Source organism: Halomonas sp. 11-S5 (assembly GCF_029889825.1).
GTDB lineage: Bacteria > Pseudomonadota > Gammaproteobacteria > Pseudomonadales > Halomonadaceae > Halomonas.
The window spans coordinates 45725-68823 of the sequence record NZ_JARANW010000019.1; the positions used below are offsets into that span (position 1 = coordinate 45725).

A 23099-nucleotide genomic window follows, 5' to 3' on the forward strand; every position below is an offset into this window, starting at 1 on the left:
GGTGAATCAGGCATGGCAGAGGACCAGACACCCTGGCGCCGTTGGCAGATGGGGGAGCTGCAGAGACCACGGCGCGCTGCTCCATCCGAGTCCCAGGGCAATTCGCAAGCGACGCCAGATGACGAGCGACGCAAGGCCTTCAAGCGCCAGGCGGAACTGCAAGCGCTGCGCGAGAGGGTCCGGCGAGAAGCCCATGAAGAGGGCCTGAAAGCGGGCCGCGAACAGGGCCATGCCGAGGGACTGGCCAGTGGGCTCGAGGAAGGGCGCCAGCAGGCGAAGGACGAGCTGGAGGCGCGCCTCGCCGAGGCGCTGGAACCCATCGCGGCCCTGGCTACCGCCTTCGGTGCTGCCCTGGAGCAACTTGACGACACCATCGCCGAGGATCTGGTCGACCTGGCACTGGCCACCGGCCATCAGCTCGCCGGCGAGGCCCTGAAAGCGAGACCTCGCCAGGTGCTGGAACTGGTGCGCACGCTGCTGCATACCGAGCCCCCGCTCATCGGCCAGCAACGTCTCTGGCTGCATCCGCTGGACCACAAGCTGGTACAGAAGCATCTGGGCGAAGAGCTATCGGCTGCCGGCTGGACGCTGCAGCCCGATGACCAGCTCAGCCGTGGCGGCTGCCGAGTGACCAGCGCCAATGGCGAACTCGACGCCACCTGGGAGAGTCGCTGGCAAGCCGTGAAGACCCAGGTGAGACATCGCAGCCCGACCACGCATCAGGCACAAGGGGACGAGCACTAGTGACCGAGCCGCTGTCCACCAACCCTCACCAGGCTCATTGGCAGTGCGCCTTGCGTGGCGTACGTGCCCGCGTGGAGCCCTTACCCCCCTGCCGCGCCAGCGGTCGGGTGGTGCGTGCCACCGGGCTGGTGATCGAGGTGGTGGGATTGCAGGTGGCACTGGGCAATGCCTGTCGTATCGAGCTTCCGGCCGGTCGTCAGGAAGCGGGCCGCTTCGCCGAGGCAGAGGTCGTGGGGTTCTCCGGCGACAGGCTGTATCTGATGCCACTGGCCGAGATCACCGGCCTGATGCCGGGAGCCAGAGTCTTCCCCCTTGCCGATGGAGCCCACAATAGCGCCCGCCGCTTTCCGCTCGGCGAGGCCCTGCTGGGGCGTGTCGTGGACGGTAACGGGACGCCCTTGGATAGCATGGGTCCGCTCGATGATGCCCCCCGCGCCCCGCTAGCCACACCGCCGCTGAATCCCCTGGCGCGCGCGCCCATCGAAGAGCAGGTCGACGTGGGCATCCGTGCCATCAATGCCCTGCTGAGCGTGGGCCGTGGCCAGCGCATGGGGCTGTTCGCCGGCTCCGGTGTCGGCAAGTCGGTCTTGCTTGGCATGATGGCTCGCTACACCCGCGCCGACGTGATTGTGGTGGGCCTGATCGGCGAACGGGGTCGCGAGGTCCAGGACTTCATCGATAACATCCTGGGCGAAGAGGGCCTTCGCCGTGCCGTCGTGGTAGCCGCACCGGCGGACACCTCCCCACTGCAGCGCCTCCAAGGGGCGTCCTATGCCACCCGGCTGGCAGAAGGGTTTCGTGACGAGGGACGCAATGTCCTGTTGATCATGGACTCCCTGACCCGCTTCGCCATGGCCCAGCGCGAGATCGCCCTGGCCGTCGGCGAGCCACCGGCAACCAAGGGCTATCCGCCCTCGGTCTTTGCCAAGCTGCCGAACCTGGTCGAGCGCGCGGGCAATGCCCAGCGCGGCGGCGGCTCCATCACCGCCTTCTATACGGTACTCACCGAGGGCGACGACCAGCAGGACCCCATCGCCGATTCGGCACGCGCCATCCTCGATGGCCATATCGTGCTGTCCCGAACGCTGGCCGAAGCTGGCCACTACCCGGCCATCGACATCGAGGCCTCCATCAGCCGGGCGATGACCGCCATCATCGACCCACCACAGCAGCAGCAGGCCCAGCAGTTCAAGGGGCTCTTCTCGCGCTACCAGCGCAACCGCGACCTGATCAGTGTCGGTGCCTACCAACCGGGGCATGATCCGCAACTGGATGAGGCCGTGCGGCGCTATCCGCACCTCGAGAGCTTCCTGCAGCAGCGCATCGAGGAGAACAGCAGCCTGGAAAACGCCCGCCAGGCCCTGGCGGGCGTCGTGGGAGGCACGTCATGAGTCACCGCCACTCGCCGCTCGACACCCTCGTCGACCTCGCCCGGAATGACCGGGACCAGGCCGGGCAGAACCTGGCCGGCGAACAGCGCACCAGCCAGCAGGTCAGCCAGCAGCTGGAGTCGCTGCATCGCTATCGGCAGGAGTATGCCGAAAAGCTGAATGCGGCCATGCGCGATGGCATCGACCCGGCCACCATGCGCAACTACCAGCAATTCCTCGCCTCGCTGGACGACGCCCTGGTGCGTGCCCGGCAGGCAGTGGCCGCCCAGCAACAGCGGGTCGAGAAGACTCGCCAGCACTGGCAGCAACAGCAGCAACGCCTGTCGTCCTACGACACCCTGGCCGAACGGCGGAATATCGCCAGCCGCCGCGATGAACAACGCCGGGAACAGCACGTCAGTGACGACCTGGTCAACAACCGCCTGGTTCGCCAGCGCTCGCCCCAGGGCGAGTACTGAGCCAGCAAGGAGACTGTCGATGGATATCCAGTTGCTCGTCAATGCCCCCGTGAATGCCGCCGGAAACCGCGCCTCGCCCGAGGGGGACAAGGCACCGGGGGACGCGTTCGCCCGCCACCTGGCCGGGGCGAGCCAGGCCCGCGGCGAGGGGGCCGGCACCCCGACGCCACAGGCGTCGTCCTCGCAGGCGCCAGCGGCCGCAACGCACGGCCAGGGCGATACGCCCGCCGGCGCCGCCATGCGGGACGAGGCGCTCAAGGCTCGGCTGGCCGAGGTATCGGGCACGACGGACACCAAGGTCGAGCACGGGAAGACGGGCGAGAGCGCCGGCCTGACCCCGCTGCTTGGCGCCGAGGCCGGGAGGGCCGCCTGGTCGCGCCTCTCGGCCGAAGACGTCGAGTCGGCCCTCCAGTCGCTCGAGCAGGGCGACCCGCAGCCAGGCGGCAGCGACGCGGCCGGTAACGGCGTCTGGAACGCGCTGCAGGAGCGCCTCGCGCTGATCGAACAGGCCGGCCGTCCCGAGGCGGACGACGCCCTCGCGCTGCTGCCCCTGGCCGCCGCCGGGTTCCCGGCCACCGGCAGTACCGACGCGCCCAACGCGGCGAGTGTCGCCGGCCCTGAGTCTCGCGAGGCCAGTCAGGCGCTGCGCACCAATCCGCTGCTCGAGGCGATCGCCGCCGATCGCCGCGCGCCCCAGCCGAACGCGGCGGCAGGCTCCGCCGCGGCAGAGCGACTCGTCCCCTCCCTGGCCGGCGCCGGCCAGGCTTCAGCGGCGAGCGACGAGGCGCTGCGCGTCGCGACCGCCGGCGACGCGCAGCTGGCCCAGCATGGCGAGGCGTCGGGGGGCGCCGGCGCCCTCGAACTGGCCGGCCAGGGCGCGGCAAATGCGATGAACGGTGCGACGGGCGGGGCGATGACCAGCGCCTCATCGATGCCGGCCCAGGCCAGCCTGCCGGCGCCGGTCGCCAGCCCTGCCTGGCCCCAGCAGCTTGGTCAGCAGCTGGTGCGACTGAGCCAGCAGGGCGGTGAACAACGCGTCGAGCTGCAGCTGCATCCAGCGGAGCTCGGGCCTCTGTCAGTGTCCCTGAAGATGGGCGACCACGGCGCACAGGCGCAGTTCATCTCCGCCCATGCCCAGGTCCGCCAGGCGCTGGAGCAGGCCATCCCGCAATTGCGTGATGCCCTCGCCGAACAGGGCATCAGCCTGGGTGAGACGTCGGTAGGCGAACAGCGAACCGGTAACGGCGACGGCGACGGCGCCCCTCGACAGCCAGGCGACATGCTGGCATCAGCCGGGGTGGAAGGGAGTGATGAAGGGTCATCAGGCGCCATCGATGCCAAGGTGACGCGTGAGCTGAATCTGGATGGTAGCGTGGACCTCTATGCCTGACCCCCAGCTACGCTAGGCGCCAAACGGACAAGATAGGCGCAATCAGCGGGGCTGTTCGGGTCATCGTGATCACGATGCGACACGCATACTGCGAGGTCAGCATCGGCAACACACTGCAACCTAGGAAAGAGAATGGCGAAATCGCGTGGTGGCTCCCGCAAGCTTTTGTGGTCGATGATGGTGCTGCTGATCCTGTCGTCATCCGTGGCAGCGGTAGCGCTCTATATGGTCTTTACCCAGCCGGGCAGCGAGGCGCAATCGGCGATCAACACCCAGGAGATGCCTGAACAGAAGGCGCCGATTTTCCTGCCGATCAAGCCTTTCACCGTCAACCTTGCCGATGACGAATACGGGCCTCGTCTGCTCTATACCGGCCTGTCACTGAAGCTGGCTGACGAGACCAGCCAGGAGATCCTCGAGCAGCACATGCCCCAGGTTCGCAGCCGCCTGCTGATGCTGTTCTCCGGCAAGCAGGCCAGCGACCTGACCTCGCCAGGTGGCAAGCAACGCCTGGCAGCCCAGGTGATTGCCGCCCTGGAGGCACCCATGTCGGAAAGCCAGCCGGAAGTGGCCATCGACGACGTGCTCTTCACCGAGTTCATCGTGCAATAGGCAGAGGGTAGCCAAGACGCCATGTCCCAAGATGATCTGCTGTCCCAGGAAGAGATCGATGCCCTGCTCAAGGGGGTGAGCGGTGATGACGAACCCGAGGCCAAGAGCAACGGGACATCACGCGTGCGCCCCTATGACCCGGCATCCCAGCATCGCATCATCCGCGAGCGCCTGCATGCCCTGGACATCATCAATGAGCGCTTTGCGCGTCACTTTCGCATGGGGCTGTTCAACCTGATTCGTCGCAGCGCCGATATCACCGTGGACTCGGTGCGCTACCAGAGCTACAGCGAGTTCTCCCGCAATGTGCCGGTGCCGACCAATATCAACATGATCGCCATGAAGCCCCTGCGGGGCTCGGCCTTGATCGTGTTCCCCCCCAGCCTGGTCTTCATGGTGGTGGACAACCTCTTTGGCGGTGACGGACGCTTCGTGACCAAGTCCGAGGGGCGTGAATTCACCAACACCGAACAGCGCATTATCCAGCGCCTGCTGCAGTTGGCCATCGACGCCTACAGCGAGTCCTGGAAGTCCGTCTACCCCCTCGAGATCAGCTTCCTGCGCTCGGAGATGCAATCCAAGTTCGCCAACATCACCAACTCGCCAAACGAGATCGTGGTGAACACCAGTTTCAATCTCGAGGTGGGCAATCTTGCCAGCAGCTTCCAGATCTGCATGCCCTACGCCATGATCGAACCGCTGCGCGACCTGCTGACCAACCCGCTCAGTGATGGCAGCCAGGATCAGGACGGTACCTGGACGAAGCGCATTGCCGGCGAGATACGCCACTCCGAGGTGGAACTGGTGGCCAACTTTACCGATATCGCGAGTCGCATCGCCCACGTGATGGCCTTGAAGACCGGCGATGTGCTGCCCATGGAACTTCCCGAGATGGTGACGGCTAGCGTGGATGGCGTGCCCGTGATGGAGTGCGAATACGGCAGCCAGCATGAGCAGCGCGCCCTGCGCGTGCTGCACATCTTCGACCATGCCGCCGACCATGCGCCGGCCGATGCCTTCGTCAAAGGCTCCAGGCCGCAATCCAAGGAATCCAACCATGACTGATCCCAACAACCCCGATCAGAATATCAGCGAAGACGACTGGGCCGCCGCCATGTCGGAGCAGCAGGACGACGCCCCCGCTGACGATGACGACCCCTGGGCCGAGGCGATGGCCGAGCAGGCGGCCACCGAGTCTGCCGGTCAGGAGCAGGAGGCAGAAGAGCCCACCGCTGCGCCCGCTGCTCAGTCCGCGGGCAGCAGCGTCTTCCGCCCTCTCGAGGCGGGCCAGGGGGTGGCCCAGGGACGCGACCTGGAAATGATCATGGATATCCCGGTCAAGCTCACCGTGGAGCTCGGCCGGACCAAGCTGACCATCAAGCAGCTGCTGGAACTTGCCCAGGGGTCGGTGATTGAACTGGACGGTCTGGCGGGCGAGCCCATGGATATCCTGATCAATGGCTACCTGATCGCCCAGGGCGAGGTCGTGGTTGTCGAAGACAAGTACGGTATCCGTATCACCGAGATCATCACCCCCTCCGAGCGGGTCCAGAAGCTGAATCGATGACCGCGGCAATACCCGATGAGCCCCAGGCGGGCCTGGATGCGGCCGTAACCGGTGGAGAGGCCTTGATCGGCATGGCCACGCTTGGCAAGACCGCTGCTGCGCTGGGACTGATACTGGTCATTATCCTGGTGGCCGCCGCCGTGCTACGCCGCTGGGGACTCCCCCACCAGCGCCATGGCCGCCACCTTCGAGTCGTCGGCAGCACGGCGGTGGGTACCAAGGAACGCGTCGTGATTGTCGAGGTGGAAAACACCTGGCTGGTACTCGGTGTCGGCGGTGGCCAGGTCAACAAACTGCATGACATGCCGGCCCCGGACGAGCATCGGGAATCCGTCACCTCTGGCGGACCGGGATTTGATGCAGGAGACGCCTTCGGGACGCGCTTCGCCAAGGCCGTCCGACACAATGCCGGCCTGGGACGACGGGGGAAGGCGTGAGGCAAGTCGCGGCCAAACATGTGCTTTATACGCTGGCCCTGGCGGTCCTGTTGACGTTGCCCGAACTGGCCCTGGCCCAGCAGATCCCCGGTATCGTCAGCCGCCCCCTGGACGATGGGGGACAACAGTGGTCGCTATCGCTGCAGACGCTCCTGCTGCTCAGCTCACTGGCCTTCCTGCCTGCCGTGCTGCTGATGATGACCTGCTTCACGCGCATCATCATCGTGTTGAGCTTACTGAGAACGGCCATGGGCACGCAGGCTACCCCACCCAACCAGGTGCTACTGGGGCTGGCCCTCTTCCTCACCCTGTTCATCATGGCGCCGGTGCTGAGTCAGGTGCACGAACTGGCCTGGGCACCGCTCTCCAATGACGACATCAACTTCGATGAGTTTCTGCAGCTGGCCCAGGGCCCCTTCCGGGAATTCATGCTGGCCCAGACCCGCGAACCCGACCTGGCGATGTTCGCCCGCCTCGCCGATATCGGAGAGCTTCAGGGGCCTGAAGACGTGCCGATGAGGGTGCTGGTGCCCTCCTTCGTCACCAGCGAACTGAAGACAGCGTTCCAGATCGGGTTCACCATCTTCATCCCCTTCCTGATCATCGACCTGGTGGTGGCCAGCGTACTGATGTCATTGGGGATGATGATGGTGCCTCCGATCACCATCTCGCTGCCCTTCAAGCTGATGCTGTTCGTGCTGGTGGACGGCTGGCAGCTGATCATCGGGTCGCTGGCGGAAAGCTTCTACCTGTGAACGCACGCCCGAGGAGGCCAACATGACACCGGAAGAGGTAATGAACATTGCCTACCAGGGCATGCGTGTCACGCTGCTGCTGGCGGGCCCCCTGCTACTGACCGCCCTGGCCACCGGCCTGCTGGTCAGCCTGTTCCAGGCGGCCACCCAGATCAACGAGATGACCCTCTCGTTCATCCCCAAGATCCTCGCCGTGTTCGCGGTACTGGTGCTGGCCGGGCCCTGGCTGCTCAAGCTGATCACGAACTTCACCATCGAGCTGTTCACCAACATCCCCTCGATGATCTCGTGACTCCCAATGAGCTTGTGAAGAGCAGCGCCCGCTGATGGTCGAGGTTACCTTTGACCAGCTCCACATCTGGCTGGTTGCTTTCCTGTGGCCCTTCGCACGGATCACGGCGTTGATGCTCAGCGCCCCGCTGTGGGGCCATTCCAGCATACCGCGCCAGGCCAAGCTGGCCCTGGCCGGCGCCGTAGCGGTGGTGATCGCCCCGGTACTGCCGCCCATGCCGGAGGTGCCGCTTTTCTCCTGGGCGGGATTCGGCATCCTGGTCGAGCAACTGCTGATCGGCGCCGCCATCGGGCTCACGGTACGAGTGATGCTGGCCGTGGTGCAGGCCTCAGGCGATTTCATCGGGCTGCAGATGGGCCTGGCCTTCGCCACCTTCTTTGATCCCTCCAGCGGTACCAACATGGTGGTGCTGTCACGCATCCTCTACATGGTCACGCTGCTGATGTTCCTGGCCTTCAATGGCCATCTGATGGTGCTGGAAGTTCTGGTCACCAGCTTCCAGACGTTGCCAATCGGAATCGGCCGTTTCAATCCAGACGCCTTCATCATGCTGGCCCGCTACGGCGGCACCATCTATACGGCGGGCATGCTGCTTGCCTTGCCACTGGTGGCATCGCTACTGATCATCAACCTGTCACTGGGTATCCTCAACCGCTCAGCGCCCCAGCTGACGGTCTTCAATATCGGCTTCCCGACATCGCTGACCGTCGGCCTGACCCTGCTGATGGTCCTGATGACCGACCTGGCAAGCTTCCTGGAGCGACTGTTCAGCCAGGGGTTGGCCTTCCTGCAGAACCTGCTGGAGATCTTGGCACCGCTGCCGATAGCGAATTAAAAAAACCGCCCCGGCCATGAAAGGCACCGAAGCGGTAAAAGACCATGGCTGAGCTAGGCCCGTCACCATGGTCATCAGGGACCGAATGTCAGAGACCTGTTATCAAAGATAGTTGAAGAGTGACATGCCCTTCATGTCGGCAAAGGTCTTCTGGGACGCCTGGAGGCCCACTTGGCGCAGGCTGTAATCGGAGATCGCCTGGGCGTAGTCGAGGTCGACCAGATTAGAGAGCGTCTGCTCGTAATTGAGCATGCGGTTACCACCCACGCTGTCGACCACGTCCAGCTCGTTGAGGCGCGCCCCGACGGAAGCTCGAGTGGTCAGGACGTTATCCAGACTGTTATCGAACTCGCGCATCGCCGTATTGAGGGTGTTGCGCAGCGCGGCCTTTTCCCCCTCCGTCTCGGCGGGACTCTCCAGCACCCCCAGGGCCTTCTCGAAGGACCTGAAGAGATCGGTGTTCATCTCGTCAGCCGGGGCGAATTCGACCCTATCGCCAGTAACGGCCTCGCCCTTGAGCTCGAGACGCAGACCGCCGATTTCCACGATGCCGGACTCTCCGTTGTATGGGTTGCCGCTAGTCAGCGCGTCCCAGCCGCCAGTCGAGTTTTTCTTTTCGATGTCATAGTCCGTATCGCTGGTAAAGATGACACGAAACGCCTCCCCGTAGTCGGCGTCCTCGTTGTCGATCACCTGTGGGCCGGAGAAGGTGACGCTGCCGGCATTGCCAGGGTCCGCCTCGGCCACATAGCCGGCACCGCTGGGCACGCTTTGAAAGATGGTCTTGCCATTGTCGCTGACCTTCATCAACCGTGAAGCGTCGATGCGCTGCTCGCGGGTGTTGCTGTCTCCGACGTAGTCGATGACATCATTGGCACGTACGAAGGGGGCCGAACTGTCCTGATAGCCGCCGAAGAGATAGCGGCCGTTGCCATCGGTGGCGTTAGCCTGGCCGAGCACCGTCTCGTAGATGCCGCGCAGCTCGGCGGCTACCGACTGGCGATCCACGTCGCTCAAGGTATCGCTTGCGGCCTGAACCAGGAGGGTCTTGGCACTGGTGATGGCATCACTCACGCTGTTGAGCACACTCTCGCCTTGAGCAAGAGAGTTACGCGCGCTGACCCGTGAGTCGGCATACTGCTGGGTGACCGCCCGGGCCTGGTCGACGCCTACGGCGCGAGAGGCCGCCTGGGGGTCGTCAGAAGGATTGACTACCCGGCGGCCGCTGGCGATCTGCTGGCTGACCTTGAGAAACTCGCCCTGCTGACGATTCATGGACGAGACGCTCTGCTCGAACATGGTGACGCTGCTGATACGCATCTAGGGGCTCTCCTGGAATCAGTTGCGCAGGCCAAGGATGGTGTCGATGACGGTCCGGCCCGTCTCGATGACCCTGGCATTCGCCTGGTAGAACTGCTGGTAGCGAATCAGGTTGGCGGCCTCCTCGTCCAGGTTCACACCGGACTCGGACTGCTGCACGGCCTTGAGCTGGTCGGTCAGGCCCTGCTGAGCATCGAGATTGACCTGGACGATATTGGTGCGGTTGCCCACGTCACTGACCATGGCGCCGTAGGCGCCACTGAATGAGGCGCTGCCACCCACCAGTGACTGTTCCTGCAACTCTTGCATACGCAGGGCGTTCTCGTTGTTTCCGGTACCGCCTGAGCTACTCGCGGCGGCGATCTTGTCCAGATCGCGGATGGCGCTTTCCATATTGGCTGCACCACGCCTTACGGGTTGCACCTCGAAGCGGTCGCCCTGCAGGGAAGTATTCAGATCCTGGAATGCCACCTGTAGGCCACCAACGCTCAACGTTTGACTGGAAACGTCGAAACTGGTCGCAACCGTTTCACCGCTGTCCTTGCGTGTCACCTCGAAGGTGGGAGGGGTACTGGCACTATCCGTGACACGCACGGTGTAATCCGTTGCCCTCAGGTTATTGAGATTGGCGTCATCGAAGTTGGCGGTCGCTGTGGCATTGCCGCTATTACGAGCGTTGGAGTAGACCTGAGGCTCGCCAAATGTGAAGAGCGCCCCACCCGGATCGCCGTCCAGGTCAGTACCCAGCCGATGCTGGGCATTGACGCCGGCCGCCAGCGAAACGGCCAGTTGGCCGATCTGGTTCTGGGACTTGTCCAGGGTCTCGGCGCGGAAGTCCATCAGTCCACCGAGGGTGCCGCCCGTCACGGTATCCTCAGTCAGTGCCACCAAATTACCGCCGGAGTCCTTATAGCCCAGCACGGTGCGCTGGGGGTCAGCGGGTGAGGCCATCGCCTCCAGGGTGTAGTGATTGGTGCCGGCTACCAGCGGCTGGCCGCTGGGCAGGCTGATGTTGTAGGTCTTGCCATCCTGGATGTTGAGACGAACATCCATACGCTCGCTCAGCTCGTTGACCAGTCGATCGCGCTGGTTGAGCAGGCCATTGGGGGCCTCGCCGGTCCGCGCCCGGGCCAGGGCGATCTCCCGGTTGATGCCGGCCAGCTGCTCGGTGGTGTTGTTGATCTGGGTGACCTCGTCGGCAATCTGGCCATTGATACCTTCCTGCATGGCCTGCAGGTAGCCATCGAAAGAGCGAAACTGGGCACTCAGGGTATCGACCGTGCCGAGAACCCCTTGTCGAGCCGCCGGATCCGAGGGGGCACTGGCCAGATCCTCCAGGGAAGAAAAGAAGTTCTGCATCAAGGGGGCCAGGCCGGCGTCACGATCCGCCAGCAGGCTATCGATCTGGTCCACCTGGTTGCCATAGGCCTCCAGGGCACTGGACTTGCTGGTCGCGGCATTGAGCTGCGAGGCCACGTACTGGTTGAACTGGCGCTGGATGTCATTGACCTGGACGCCGCCGTCGGTACGACTTTCGCCGAGGAGGGTCACCTCGCGGTTATAGCCCGGCGTATAGACGTTGCTGATGTTATTGCTGGTGGTGCTCAGGGCGTTCTGTGCCGCGTTGAGACCACTCAGTCCAGTCGAGAAGATGCTCATTGGCGTGTTTTCCTTAAGCCGACAAGAACGTTATCGGCTCTGCGGCGACAATCTTGAGAGCTGGTTCAGAACACAGCGGTGAATCCGGATAGGGCACTGCTGCTCGCCAGGGTCGTGCTACCGACCAGCGGCCCCATGGTGTCCATCACGGCAATCAACTTGTCGGCATAGGCCGGATCGGTCGCATAACCGCCCTGCTGCAGTGCGCGGGCCGCCTGCTCGGCGCTAGCCGCATGGGTCACCGAGGCATAACGGGGGTTATCGCCGATCAGCCTTGCGTAGTCGGTAAAGGCTTCTTCGAAGGAGTCATAGACTCGAAAGTCGTCACGACCGCGCTGCCGCTGGCCGCCGATCACCTCATGCGTGGTGATCTCGGTGGTCTCGCCCTGCCAGCGGCTACCGGCCTTGATGCCGAACAGGTTGTGGCTGTTGCCCCCGTCACGGGTGGGAATCTCATGCCGCCCCCAGCCGGTCTCCAGGGCCGCCTGGGCCAGGATCAGCTCGGCCGGCACGCCGGTGGCTCGGCTGGCTGCCTGGGCCGGCGCTTCCAGGTGCTCGAGGAAGTTCCGCACGTGAACAGGCAACTCGTCACGTGTCACCTGCGGTGAATACCCAGCCTCACCGCCCTTCGATGCCCCGACGGGGATCGCCATCAGTTCGTCGAGGAACTGCTCCGGCATCGTCACCTTGTCATCCGCTGCCTCGGGCTGGATGGCATCCGTCAGCACCCTGGGGGTGCCCCGGGGTATACCGGCCACCAGTGACTCGATATCAGCGGCCCTGCTGTCTGCTTCAGGAGGAACAAACCCGCGCCCTTCCAACTCCGCGACCAGCTTGTCGGCCAGGCCGATACCGCGACTTGCCAGGGTCTGTGACCACTGTTGGTCAAGCAGCGACTGGTAGAAGTCGGTCTGCTTGCTGTCGATGAGACCCGAGGTCGGTATGGCATCACGCATGCTCTTCATCATCATCTGGATGAACAGTGCCTCGAACTGCTTGGCGGCCTCCCCGGCCCCATCGGCAGGATCCTGCCGGGCCGTATGCTTGAGCCGTTGCAGGCCCTGCATATCCAGCGCGAACTGGCCGTCGATGTTGCTTCCCAGGCTCATGTCAGATGATCTCCAGCTCGGCACGCAGCGACCCAGCGGCCTTGAGCGCCTCGAGAATCGACATCAGGTCGGCGGGCGTTGCCCCCAAGGAGTTCAACGCATCCACCACTTCCAGCAGGTCCGCGCCCTCCACGACCTTGAGAGTGCCGGGCTGCTGCTCGACGCTGATCTCGGTGTCCTGAACCACCACGGTCTCGCCACCCCCGAAGGGATTCGGCTGGCTGACGCCCACATCGGTATCGATGACAATCGAGAGGTTGCCGTGGGCCACGGCCGCCTGGCGCAACCTCACGTTGCCATTGAGCACGATGGAGCCGGTGCGCGAGTTGAGCACCACCCGGGCGGGAGCCTCGGTGGGCGTGACCTGAACGTTCTCGACACGCGCCATGAAGTTGACGCGCGAGTTGGCATTCTGCGGGCCGTCAAGGGCGATGACCCGACCATTGCGGGCCGCCGCTACCGGGCGAGCGAACTCGGCATTGATCGCGCTCACCACACGTTGGGCTGTTCCGAAATCCGTTTCATTGAGCGCAAGTTCGAGCACTCCACCATTGGCACCCAGATCGAGGGGCACTTCGCGTTCGACCATGGCCCCACCGGCAATACGACCGCTGGCCTGTTGGTTGATCTGGATGCTGCTGCCACCGGCTTGGCCCCCGGCCCCGCCAATCAACAGATTCCCCTGGGCGATGGCGTAGGTATTGCCATCGGCCCCCTTGAGCGGCGTCATCAACAGCGTGCCGCCGCGCAGGCTGCGGGCATTGCCCACGGAGGAGACGGTCACGTCGAGACGCTGACCGGGACGCGAGAATGGGGGCAGGTCAGCAGTGACCATCACGGCTGCCACGTTGCGCAGCTGCATATTGGTCCCCGGGGGCACGGTGATGCCCAGCTGCGAGAGCATGTTGGACAGGCTCTGGCCGGTGAACGGCGCCTGTGTCGTCTGATCACCCGAGTTGTCCAAGCCGACCACCAGCCCGTAGCCCACCAGCACGTTGTCGCGCACGCCACTGAATGACGCCAGTTCGCGGATTCGTTCGGCGTGGGCCGGCAGGGCAATCAGCGCGACCATGGCCAACAGCAGGAGCCGCGCGAAAGGATTTCTCGCTAAACTTTCAACACGCATCATGCCACCACCTAGAAGGGCGAGACGTTGAGGAAGAAGCGCTGCAGCCAGCCCATGTGCTGCGCCTCGTTGATATAGCCGTCGCCGACGTACTCGATACGCGCATCGGCGACCGAGGTGGAGAGCACGGTGTTCTGGGCCGTGATGGTGCGTGGGTTGACCACACCCGAGAAACGGATGAATTCGGTTCCCTGATTGATGGCGATCTGCTTCTCGCCTCGTACCCGCAGGTTGCCGTTGTTCATGACCTCGAGTACCGACACGGTGATGGTGCCGGTGAAGGAGTTATTGGCCTCGGACCCGCCGCCACCGCTGAAGTCGCTGTCACCACTGACATCGAAGCCATATTCGGCCAACGTCTCCAGGGCGTCTGGCAGCTGTGCCAGGTCGAGACTGGATGAACCACTTCGATCAGCGTTGGACTGGCTGTTCTTGCTGGCACTGACCTCTTCGTCCAGGACAATGGTTAGAATATCCCCCACCATCCGCGGGCGGCGATCTTCGAAGAGGGGATGATAGCCTCGCTCAGCCTGATAGATAGAGCCATTGGCACGGGGTGCCGGACGGTCGGCAATCTCGATACGCTCCTGCTCACCGACTACCGAGGCACGCGGGATCTGCGCACAACCTCCCAGCACCATCAGGACCACGGCCACCATCAGTAACCGCACGCCAATCTCGCCTTTGCAGCGCCACCGCCCGTCAGTTTTCCGCCCCACCATTCTCTGCCCCAGCATGCCGCGCCACTCCTGGTTACAGCTGGGTCAGGCGCGCCAGCATTTCGTCGCTGGTTTGCACCGCCTTGCTGTTGATCTCGTAAGCCCGCTGGGTCTGGATCATGCTGACCATCTCCTCCACCACGTTGACGTTGGAGGTCTCCACATAGCCCTGGAAGAGGCGACCCGCACCGTTCATCCCGGGCATGGACTCGTTGCGCGGCCCGGAGGAGGTCGTCTCGGCATAGAGGTTGCCTCCCATACTCTCGAGCCCGGTCGGGTTGACGAACGTGGACAGGGTGATCTGGCCCACCTGGTTGTCCTGGCTGCTACCCGGCTCGGTGACGGTCACGACGCCATCCTCGCCAATGGACACCGAGAGGGCGTTGTCGGGCACGATGATCGCCGGCTCGAGCGGATAGCCGTTGGCCGTGACCATCTGGCCATTTTCATTGAGCTGGAAGCTGCCGTCCCGCGTATAGGCGGTGGAGCCATCCGGCATCAGCACCTGAAAGAAACCGTTGCCATTGATGGCCATATCCCGCGAATTGCCGGTCGCCTCCAGCCCACCCTGGGTATGCAGCCGCTCGGTGGCCACGGGGCGCACACCCGTACCCACCTGCATCCCCGAGGGCAGGCGGTCCTGAATGTTGTTCTGGGCACCGGGCTGTCGCATGTTCTGGTACAGCAGGTCCTCGAACACGGCGCGAGACTGCTTGAAGCCGTTGGTGCTGACGTTGGCCAGGTTGTTGGAAATGACATCCAGCTTGACCTGCTGCGATTCCAGGCCTGTCTTGGCGGTCCAGAGTGACTTGATCATTCCGGGTTCCTCTCGATAGTAGGTGACGACTCTGGTGCTTAACCCTGCAGCGACAGCAGGCTGTTGGCACGCTGCGCGTTCTCGTCGGCCGTGCTGATCACCTTGGTTTGCATCTCGTAGCGGCGCGCCACGTCGATCATCGACACCATGGCGTCCACGGCGCTGACGTTGCTGCTCTCCAGCGCCCCGCTGGCGAGACGCACGTTCTCATCGGCCGGCAGCGCCGCTGGCGCGTCTTGCGCCCCGCCGACGGGGCGGAACAGCCCGTCATCGCCGCGTGCAAGCTCCCCCTCGGGCGGGTTGACCAGCTTGAGACGCCCGACCGGCACCAAGGCATCGGGATCCTCCCCGGCGCCGATGGTACTGATGGTGCCATCCGCCCCGATGGAGACCTGCGCGCCCAGCGGCAGCTGGATGGGACCGCCGTCACCCATCACCGGGCGGCCGACACTGGTCAGCAGGCCATTGCCGTCCACCTGAAGGTCACCGCGGCGGGTATAGGCTTCCCCGCCGTCCGGTGCCTGCACGGCGAGCCACCCCTGCCCGTCGATGGCCACGTCCAGGGCACGCCCGGTCTGGTTGATGCTGCCGGCCGAGAGATCTACGCCCGGTGTAGAGGCCGCCACCGAGACGCGGGTGGGCAGCACGCCGTCGCCCTGCACCGGCACGGCGCGCATGGCGTGAAGCTGCGCACGAAAGCCGGCGGTATCGACGTTGGCGAGGTTGTGACTCACCACCGACTGCTGCTCCATGCTCTGTCTGGCGCCGCTCATGGCGGTATAGAGAATGCGATCCATGGGTCAAACTCCGTCGACGCGATCAGCGCAGGTTGATGGCGGTCTGCAGGACCTCGTCCTGGGTCTTGATGGTCTGGGAGTTCGCCTGGTAGGCGCGCTGGGTCACGATCATGCTGACCAGCTCGCTCGCCATGTCGACGTTGGAGGTCTCGATCGCGCCGGACTCGATCGTGCCCAGCAGCCCCGTGCCGGGAGGGCCAACCAGCTCCTGCCCGGAGGCCTGGGTGGCGGACCAGGCGTTGTCACCCTCGGGCTTCAGGCCCTCCGGGTTGCGGAAGTTGGCCATGGCGACCTGCCCCGCCGCCAGCGACTGCTCGTTGGCGTAGTTGCGGGTGACGGTGCCATCGTCCTCGATGGCGATGCCGATCAGGGCGCCGGACGTGTAGCCATTCTGGGTCAGGGAGCTGGTGGTCGAGGTATTGCCGAACTGGGTGGAACCGGCAATGTTCATGGCAAAATTCAGATCAGCTGGCTCATTTGCCATGAAGTCAGCTGAGGAGAAGGGAATGCCACCCGCGATATTGCCATCTGCGTCGACGTCACCTACGCCGGCACGCAATTGGCCGTTTACATCGAACAGAAGGTCATACTCTTCGACAGCAGGTGGGGCGGCATTGTCCATCAGCGCCTGACCGTCCATCGCCATACGGGCTGTCCAGTTATTTGCGCCTGTTTTTTCGTAGTAGACGCTGATATTGCGTGGATTGCCCAGGGAGTCATAGGCCGTAAAGTTGTTCGAGAAATGATACTCGATGTTCTCAGTGGCCGGCGGGGTGGCACTGTCGGTGCGCAGCGTTGTCTGCCGTAGATCCTGGTCGGTGACGCGCGAATCCAGGTTGAAGGTGGTGGCCACCTGGGTGGTGGCACTGGCCGGCATCTCGTCGGCCGCCACGCGTAGTATCTCGGGCTGGCCACCGCGCTGCACGTCCCCTGCTGCATTGGCCCCGAAGCCCATGAGGCGCGCGCCCTGTGAGTTCTGCAGGTAGCCATCCGGGGTCATGGTCAACTGGCCGTTGCGGGAGTAGACCACCTGCCCTGCCTGCTGGAAACGGAAGAAGCCCTGACCGCTGATGCCAAGATCCAGGTTGCGACTGGTCGCTTCCAGATTGCCCTCACTGAAGTCCTGTAACACGGTGGAAACCCGCGTCCCCAGGCCGACCTTGGAGTTGGCAAAGACATCGGAAAACTGGGCGTTGCTGCTCTTGAAGCCCACGGTCTGGGAGTTGGCGATGTTGTTGCCCTGGACGTCCAGGCTGGAGGCGGCGGCGTTCAACCCACTCAGTGCTTGTGAAAATCCCATGTCTTTTCCCCTGCGGATCATTCTTCTGTTGTCTGGAACGAGGCTACTAGAGAATCTGCTTGACGTCGGCAATACCGACCTGACCGTAGATGGCCCCCAGGTCCAGCGAGAAGGTGCCATTCTCATCGGCCGGCGTGATGCCATTGACCATGGCGTAGTTGAGGGTCTCGGCGGCAAGCGGCTTGTCCCCTCGAGTCGCCTCGATGCTGACCTGATAGGAGCCGTCCGCGGCCTTCTGCCCCTCACTGGTCAACCCATCCCAGCGGAAGGACTCAACGCCGGCAGACACCGCCCCGATGTCATAGCGGTTGACCACTTCTCCGGCACCATTGGTAATGGTGACCTTCACGTTGTCGGCGGGGGCATCGAGCTCGATGCCGAAGGGGGTGGTGTTCACTTCACCGGTCTCGCCGTGGTTGAGCAGAACCCGGTTGCCCGGCACCAGCACGCCCTGACCGATCAGGCCACTGGCCTGCAGCGCCTGGCCGGCATTGATCTGGCCATCGATGTCCTTCAGGGACTGGTTGAGCTCCTCGATGCCGCTGACGGTATTGATCTGGGCCAGCTGCGAGGTGGTCTCGTTGTTGTCCATCGGGTTGAGGGGATCCTGGTTCTTCAACTGAGTCACCAGGAGGGTCATGAAATTGTTGCGCAAGTCGGCGGACTGGTTCTTGGCCTGGTTTGCTGATGGTCCGCCGGTATTCAGGCTGTTGAGCACGCTGCTGTCGATGGTGGTCGCCATGTGCTTACCCCTCGCCCAATGTCAGTGTCTTGAGCATCAGCTGCTTGTTGGTATTCATGACCTCGACGTTGGCCTGGTAGGAGCGCGAGGCCGAGATCATGTTGACCATCTCGCCCACCGGATCGACATTGGGCATGGTCACGTAGCCTTCCTCATCCGCCAGGGGGTGGCCCGGCCGATACTCCATGCGCATGGGTGAGGGATCCTCGACCACTTCGCGGACACCGACCCCTCCGATGCCGTCGCGCGACTGTGCGCGGGTTTCGAACATGACCTGCTTGGCGCGATAGGCCTCTCCGTCAGGGCCCGACACGCTGTCCGCGTTCGCCAGATTGCTGGCGGTGACATTCATGCGCTGTGACTGGGCGCTCATGGCCGAGCCGGAGATATCGAAGATGGAGAACATCGACATGCGGTCACTCCTGGATTATTCGGGCTGCATGGCCTTCTTGAGGCCCTGGATGCGGCTGTTGAGAATCGTCAGCGCCGACTGGTAACGGACCGAGTTGTCAGCGAACTGAGTCCGTTCACGATTCATGTCCACGGTATTGCCATCGAGACTTGGCTGGTCGGGCACCCGATACAGCAGTCCGCGCGAGGAACCTGGAAGCCCCTGGCCCTCGATGTGACGCGCGGAGGTCCTCGACAGGGCCAGTCCGCTGCCATCACCGCCCTGCTTGACGGCTTTCTTCAACTCGCTGGCAAAGTCCATGTCCCGGGCCTTGTAGCCCGGCGTATCAGCATTGGCGATATTGCTGGCCAGCACCTTCTGGCGCTCCTGACGCAGCCCAAGGGCCTGCTGATGGAAGTTCAAAGAGGCTTCGAGCCGATCGATCATCCCGGCACTCCCCAGAAAAGGTATGAGTCGACTATGGAGAATAGCCAAGCTCGTGTCATGACAAAGGCCCGAACAGTCGTCATTCGGGTTGCCAATTCACGAGTTTCATCGAAGATGACAGTCGCTAGAATCGTGGCATCAGTCACCCAACCTGGCCTCGACATGCTCCGACATTGTCTATCGTCACGCTCCGCCCGGCATATGGCCCACCTGCTGGCGATGACCTTGTTGCTGCTGGCAGGACCGAGCCAGGCCGGAGAAGATGCCCTGCTGGCGAAGATTCACGCCTTCCTCTACGAGCAAGCCAGGGCCTCAGGCGACGAGGTCGTGATCGAGGTTCATCCGCCACGCGCCAGCCTGCCAACCTGCGAGCACCCCACCCCCTTTCTACCCAATGCCTCCTCACGACCGGTCGGACGCGTCTCGGTAGGCGTGCGCTGTGGCGACCAGGGGCGACAGGTGCGCTATCTTCAGGCCGAGATCCATGTCACCGGCAACTATGTCGAGCTTGCTCGTGATATCGGCGCCGGGGAGGTCATCCGACCCGAACATCTGACCGAACGGCAAGGGAGCCTGGGGCAACTGCCCCAGCAGACCATCCTCGATCCGGGCCAGGCGATCGGCCAGCAAGCTACCCGCCCGCTCGCCGCGGGCATGACGCTGCAGCGTCACCATCTGCGTCCCCGCCAGCTGGTCAAGCGAGGGCAGCGTGTGGTGATCGAGGCCCAAGGAGCGGGATTCCGGATCGCAAGAGAGGCTGAGGCGCTGGAGCCGGGGGGCAAGGGGGAGCGTGTCCGCGTGCGACTCCCTGATCGCGAGATCCTCGAGGCAAGGGTCGTTGGCGAGGGGCGCATGACCGTGGACTTTTAAGCTCACCAGCAGCACACTCGCATCTGAGCGTCACACCGCGTTAAAGTTATCGAATCGACGGCCGATACCCTTCATTACCACATCGGTCACGAGGCCATCACCGTGAAAATCGACAACCACCATCCCCTGCAGCGTCCTGGCCAGGCGGAGCCGCGTGACGACACCCGCAAGACTCAGGGGTCAGATCGCGCCCACCAGCAGGATGACGGCCCGTCAGCCACGACCCACCTGAGCCAGGCCGCCACGGACAGCAGTCAGGACATCGACACGGTGCGTGTTGAAGAGCTTCGAGACGCCATCCGCGAGGGCCGACTGGACATGCGGGCCGACCGCATTGCCGATGGCCTGATTGCGAGCGTCCAGGATCTGCTGAACAGCAAGGACGCCAACGAATGAGCCTTCGCCGCCTGCTCGAGGAACAGCGGTCTCGACTGGGGGCACTGACCCGCCTGCTCGAAAACGAACAGGAGCAGCTGCTCAGCGGAACCATCGATGGCCCACAACTCGAGAAGATCGCGCAGGAAAAGTCACGCCTGCTAGCCAGCCTCGAGGAAACCGAGTCGACTCGTGCCCGGATCCAGCAGAGGCTTGGCTATACCACTGGCGGCGACGGTGCGCGTCTGGCGGCCGAAGATGCGGGCTGCCTCACCCAGTGGCAGGCCACCCTTGAGATGGCGGCACACACTGCCCGCCTGAATGACCGCAACGGTCGCCTGGTAAGCCTGCGCATGTCGCACAATCAGCAGATGCTGGACTACATTCACCGCATCGCCGAGAAGCCCGTGTACACACCCGACGGCCGCACGACATCAGGCCAGAGACGACTGAACACCTCTGCTTGATCGCATGGCAGCACGCAACCAGCCCTGCACGCGCCTACCCTCCGACGCTCTTCTACTCAAGACTCATGGTTTCGAGAGCACCTGCAGATCGGGATAACGTCCTAGCCACTTTGCCAGCTCGCCAGCCGCCATCGGCAAGCCAAGCAGATTTCCCTGGACCTGATCGAGCCCCTTGTTCCGCGCTGCTGTGAGCTGCTCGGCCGTTTCCACCCCCACCATGACGCTTTCCAGCTGCAATGCCTTCAGGCATTGCGACAGCGCACTCAGCGCCTGGCGGGCAAACGAGCTGCTATCCGCCAGGCCATGCACTAGCTCACGTCCGATCTTTCCATGGGAAACCGGAAGCATCGCCAGGCGTATCAAGTCCACGGGGGCACCCCCCAGGTTATCGACCACCAAACGAACCCCCATTCTGGAGAGACGACGCAGCAACAGGCCATGGACTTCCGCCTGCTCGGAGAGCACCTTTCCATCGACCTCCAGGCTCAACCAATTCAGCTCACCAGACGACTGACGCAGGAAGCGATCAAGTGGACGGCCATCGAAGACCGCCTGCTCCAGCAGGCTTGCATCAAGATTGATGGATATCCTAAGGCCCGCCAGGGGCGACCCTTCTGACTGCCAGCGCTGGTGCTGAGCAATGACCTGCTCGATGACCCAACGGTCGAGCCTGACCATCTGCGCCATTTCGGCCACCATCGGCAAGAAGGCGTCAGGCTGCAGGACCCCCTGCTTAGGGTGTCGCCAGCGCACGAGTGCCTCGACACCGACGCAACAGCCGTTCTCCAGATCAACCTGAGGCTGGTAGACCACATCGAAATGACGGTCGGGACACAGCAGCGCCTCCTGCAGGCAGTGCCGAAGCGCCATGCGCTGCGAGAGCTGGCGCTTGAGGCCCTGGTCGAAGAACGCATGACCTCCAGGGCGAGCCTTGACCAGCGCCTGACCGGCGCTCTCCATCAACTGCTCCGGTGAACTGCCGTTGTCCGGAAACATGGCGATGCCGATGGACAGGGTAAGCAGCAACGGCGGACGGCCCAACGTGAAGGGCGCCTCCATAGCCTCCAGGCACCGCAGCGCAGCAGACTGCAGGCTCTCCGGGGACACCGGATGCTCTATCAGCACGCCCCAGCGATCGCCACCGAGATAGGCAATGCTGTCCTCACTGCGCAGGGTGCTCGTCAGCCGACGGCTGATCTGAGGCAGCAACGCTTGCATCACCGGCTCACCATAGACCTGCCGGACATCGTCGGCACGGTCCAGCCGAATCAGCAATACAGCCAAGCGCTGGTCGTGCCGATCAGCGCGTTCAATGGCGTGACGTAGACGGTCCTCGAAAACCCATTGGCTCGCAAGGCCCGTATGTGGATCCGAGAACGGTGGAAATTCTCCAGCCTGACCTGCCCGGAGGTCCACGAACGCCAGCATCCTGGCAACCCCGGATGGAGCGGGCTCAGGGGTCATCTCAGACATCAGTACCATTCTGGACGACTCGATCCCCTCACTGGCCAACCAGATACGCTGCCACTGCTGCGTGGCCAGTTCAGCATCACTCTCATACGGAACCGGAAGCCACGACACCATACGCATGATATCGGTCAACGGCTTGCCAATCAGCCTCTCCTTCACCGACCCGAGCAACGCCAGGAAACTGGGGTTAGCCCATGTCACCTTGCCGTGAACATCGAGCGCCACCAGGGCCATCGGGGCATGCTCCAGCACGAGTCGAGACAGCAAGGCGGGGTGGCGATCAAGAATCGAGTCGTCCTTCACGCCATTCCCGGAAGGGTGTTGTGGCGGTGATCCAGCACCATCATCGGACATGAATAACTCCCGGGAAGGTCACGGACCTTAATTTTCTTGGAAAATAGAAGAATCAAGCAATCTTCACCACCGCCCACAAACCAATACCTCATTTCCATTTTCAAGGACAGGGCCCGAGACCACTGCCGAGCGGAGCACCGCTGTCTCTGCGGAATAGAGACATGGCTGAAACACATCACCCCCAGGTGTGAGGGGCAGGCTCCTTCGTCGCATACTCAAAGCGCAGGTCCACAACCCCTAGCTATCGACCGTCTGACCCCAGACTTGAGGAGCCGGGTTTGCCAAGCCTCAAGACAGCAGAGGAACGGCCGATACAAGGTGTAGGACCAACCGGCGAGCAAGAGGGAAGGATGTCGCAGCAACAGGATGGCTATACCCGCGTGGAGAGCCCCACCGAGATCGAGGCGTTGCTAGAGGCCCTGATCGAACCCGGCGGGGCATCGCTTCAGGTGAGCACCCCAGGCAGCAAGCCACTCCCGGTGCTGGTCATGGAGCAGCAGCCCGGCGCCATCCTGGTGCTGGATATCAGCGCCATTCGCGAGATTGTAGCGCGTCAATCTGTATGAGAAGCCAGCGACAATCTGGATGAGAAATCGGTGTCGCGGCCCTGCTCCTTTTTATGCTCCCTCCCCTGGTAGGCAAGCGGTGTCATCCG

The 23099-nt window shown here is 63.4% G+C and carries 27 protein-coding genes; 15 read left to right on the forward strand and 12 right to left on the reverse strand.

Going from position 1 to position 23099, the window contains the following annotated elements; genetic code table 11:
* Positions 1-12: 12 nt before the first annotated feature.
* The 11 genes from OP497_RS12925 (at position 13) to fliR (ending at position 8481) form a co-directional block, all read left to right on the forward strand.
* The gene (locus tag OP497_RS12925) at positions 13-744 is read left to right on the forward strand and encodes a flagellar assembly protein FliH (RefSeq protein WP_280549019.1); all 732 of its coding nucleotides are present in this window, start codon (positions 13-15) and stop codon (positions 742-744) included.
* Positions 744-2135: a flagellar protein export ATPase FliI gene (gene fliI, locus OP497_RS12930; RefSeq protein WP_280549021.1), complete on the forward strand. Its 1392-nt coding sequence runs from the start codon at positions 744-746 to the stop codon at positions 2133-2135. Before OP497_RS12925 ends, fliI begins: the two co-directional genes overlap by 1 nt.
* Entirely contained in the window at positions 2132-2593 is a 462-nt protein-coding gene (gene fliJ, locus OP497_RS12935) for a flagellar export protein FliJ (protein WP_280549023.1), read from the forward strand. Before fliI ends, fliJ begins: the two co-directional genes overlap by 4 nt.
* A gap of 19 nt (positions 2594-2612) precedes the next feature.
* The gene (locus OP497_RS12940; RefSeq protein ID WP_280549026.1) at positions 2613-3983 is read left to right on the forward strand and encodes a flagellar hook-length control protein FliK; all 1371 of its coding nucleotides are present in this window, start codon (positions 2613-2615) and stop codon (positions 3981-3983) included.
* A 132-nt stretch (positions 3984-4115) separates the two neighbouring features.
* Positions 4116-4595 (forward strand): flagellar basal body-associated protein FliL, encoded by a 480-nt coding sequence (gene fliL, locus OP497_RS12945; RefSeq protein WP_280549028.1) that lies wholly within the window; start codon positions 4116-4118, stop codon positions 4593-4595.
* A gap of 21 nt (positions 4596-4616) precedes the next feature.
* On the forward strand, positions 4617-5660 hold the full coding sequence (fliM, locus tag OP497_RS12950) for a flagellar motor switch protein FliM (protein ID WP_280549030.1): 1044 nt from the start codon (positions 4617-4619) through the stop codon (positions 5658-5660).
* Positions 5653-6162, forward strand: a complete 510-nt coding sequence (gene fliN / locus OP497_RS12955) for a flagellar motor switch protein FliN (protein ID WP_280549031.1) — start codon at positions 5653-5655, stop codon at positions 6160-6162. Before fliM ends, fliN begins: the two co-directional genes overlap by 8 nt.
* On the forward strand, positions 6159-6599 hold the full coding sequence (gene fliO, locus OP497_RS12960; RefSeq protein ID WP_280549033.1) for a flagellar biosynthetic protein FliO: 441 nt from the start codon (positions 6159-6161) through the stop codon (positions 6597-6599). Before fliN ends, fliO begins: the two co-directional genes overlap by 4 nt.
* 32 nt (positions 6600-6631) lie before the next feature.
* Positions 6632-7354 (forward strand): flagellar type III secretion system pore protein FliP, encoded by a 723-nt coding sequence (fliP, locus tag OP497_RS12965; protein ID WP_280549076.1) that lies wholly within the window; start codon positions 6632-6634, stop codon positions 7352-7354.
* A gap of 22 nt (positions 7355-7376) precedes the next feature.
* The gene (fliQ, locus tag OP497_RS12970; protein ID WP_280549035.1) at positions 7377-7646 is read left to right on the forward strand and encodes a flagellar biosynthesis protein FliQ; all 270 of its coding nucleotides are present in this window, start codon (positions 7377-7379) and stop codon (positions 7644-7646) included.
* Between the two features lie 34 nt (positions 7647-7680).
* Positions 7681-8481 carry a flagellar biosynthetic protein FliR gene (fliR, locus tag OP497_RS12975; RefSeq protein ID WP_280549037.1) on the forward strand — a complete coding sequence of 267 codons (801 nt, stop codon included), beginning with the start codon at positions 7681-7683 and terminating at the stop codon, positions 8479-8481.
* A gap of 102 nt (positions 8482-8583) precedes the next feature.
* Here fliR and flgL read toward each other — a convergent pair whose 3' ends face one another.
* The 11 genes from flgL to flgB form a co-directional block, all read right to left on the reverse strand.
* Entirely contained in the window at positions 8584-9801 is a 1218-nt protein-coding gene (flgL, locus tag OP497_RS12980) for a flagellar hook-associated protein FlgL (protein WP_280549038.1), read from the reverse strand.
* Positions 9802-9819: 18 nt separating this feature from the next.
* Positions 9820-11460, reverse strand: coding sequence for a flagellar hook-associated protein FlgK (flgK, locus tag OP497_RS12985; RefSeq protein WP_280549040.1), 1641 nt, complete (start codon positions 11458-11460; stop codon positions 9820-9822).
* Between the two features lie 65 nt (positions 11461-11525).
* Entirely contained in the window at positions 11526-12569 is a 1044-nt protein-coding gene (gene flgJ / locus OP497_RS12990; protein WP_280549042.1) for a flagellar assembly peptidoglycan hydrolase FlgJ, read from the reverse strand.
* Between the two features lies 1 nt (position 12570).
* Complete coding sequence (locus OP497_RS12995) at positions 12571-13641, reverse strand: flagellar basal body P-ring protein FlgI (protein ID WP_280549045.1); 1071 nt, start codon at positions 13639-13641, stop codon at positions 12571-12573.
* A gap of 65 nt (positions 13642-13706) precedes the next feature.
* Positions 13707-14354, reverse strand: a complete 648-nt coding sequence (locus OP497_RS13000) for a flagellar basal body L-ring protein FlgH (protein WP_280549078.1) — start codon at positions 14352-14354, stop codon at positions 13707-13709.
* A gap of 94 nt (positions 14355-14448) precedes the next feature.
* Positions 14449-15231, reverse strand: coding sequence for a flagellar basal-body rod protein FlgG (flgG, locus tag OP497_RS13005; protein ID WP_280549047.1), 783 nt, complete (start codon positions 15229-15231; stop codon positions 14449-14451).
* Between the two features lie 38 nt (positions 15232-15269).
* Positions 15270-16028: a flagellar basal-body rod protein FlgF gene (flgF, locus tag OP497_RS13010; RefSeq protein WP_280549049.1), complete on the reverse strand. Its 759-nt coding sequence runs from the start codon at positions 16026-16028 to the stop codon at positions 15270-15272.
* Positions 16029-16050: 22 nt separating this feature from the next.
* Entirely contained in the window at positions 16051-17349 is a 1299-nt protein-coding gene (gene flgE / locus OP497_RS13015) for a flagellar hook protein FlgE (protein WP_348533117.1), read from the reverse strand.
* 25 nt (positions 17350-17374) lie between these two features.
* Positions 17375-18070 (reverse strand): flagellar hook assembly protein FlgD, encoded by a 696-nt coding sequence (flgD, locus tag OP497_RS13020; protein WP_280549051.1) that lies wholly within the window; start codon positions 18068-18070, stop codon positions 17375-17377.
* Between the two features lie 4 nt (positions 18071-18074).
* A complete protein-coding gene (gene flgC / locus OP497_RS13025; RefSeq protein ID WP_040187020.1) occupies positions 18075-18482 on the reverse strand; it encodes a flagellar basal body rod protein FlgC in 408 nt (135 codons plus the stop codon).
* 15 nt (positions 18483-18497) lie between these two features.
* Positions 18498-18908 carry a flagellar basal body rod protein FlgB gene (gene flgB, locus OP497_RS13030; protein WP_280549058.1) on the reverse strand — a complete coding sequence of 137 codons (411 nt, stop codon included), beginning with the start codon at positions 18906-18908 and terminating at the stop codon, positions 18498-18500.
* A gap of 201 nt (positions 18909-19109) precedes the next feature.
* Here flgB and flgA point away from each other — a divergent pair, with 201 nt between their 5' ends.
* The 3 genes from flgA (at position 19110) to flgN (ending at position 20620) form a co-directional block, all read left to right on the forward strand.
* Positions 19110-19778, forward strand: coding sequence for a flagellar basal body P-ring formation chaperone FlgA (gene flgA / locus OP497_RS13035; RefSeq protein ID WP_280549060.1), 669 nt, complete (start codon positions 19110-19112; stop codon positions 19776-19778).
* 102 nt (positions 19779-19880) lie between these two features.
* Positions 19881-20174 carry a flagellar biosynthesis anti-sigma factor FlgM gene (flgM, locus tag OP497_RS13040; RefSeq protein ID WP_280549062.1) on the forward strand — a complete coding sequence of 98 codons (294 nt, stop codon included), beginning with the start codon at positions 19881-19883 and terminating at the stop codon, positions 20172-20174.
* Entirely contained in the window at positions 20171-20620 is a 450-nt protein-coding gene (flgN, locus tag OP497_RS13045; RefSeq protein WP_280549064.1) for a flagellar export chaperone FlgN, read from the forward strand. Before flgM ends, flgN begins: the two co-directional genes overlap by 4 nt.
* Before the next feature lie 63 nt (positions 20621-20683).
* Here flgN and OP497_RS13050 read toward each other — a convergent pair whose 3' ends face one another.
* A complete protein-coding gene (locus OP497_RS13050; protein WP_280549066.1) occupies positions 20684-22444 on the reverse strand; it encodes an EAL domain-containing protein in 1761 nt (586 codons plus the stop codon).
* A 350-nt stretch (positions 22445-22794) separates the two neighbouring features.
* Between OP497_RS13050 and OP497_RS13055 the strand changes: the two genes are divergently transcribed.
* Positions 22795-23010, forward strand: a complete 216-nt coding sequence (locus OP497_RS13055) for a hypothetical protein (protein WP_280549068.1) — start codon at positions 22795-22797, stop codon at positions 23008-23010.
* Positions 23011-23099: the final 89 nt, after the last annotated feature.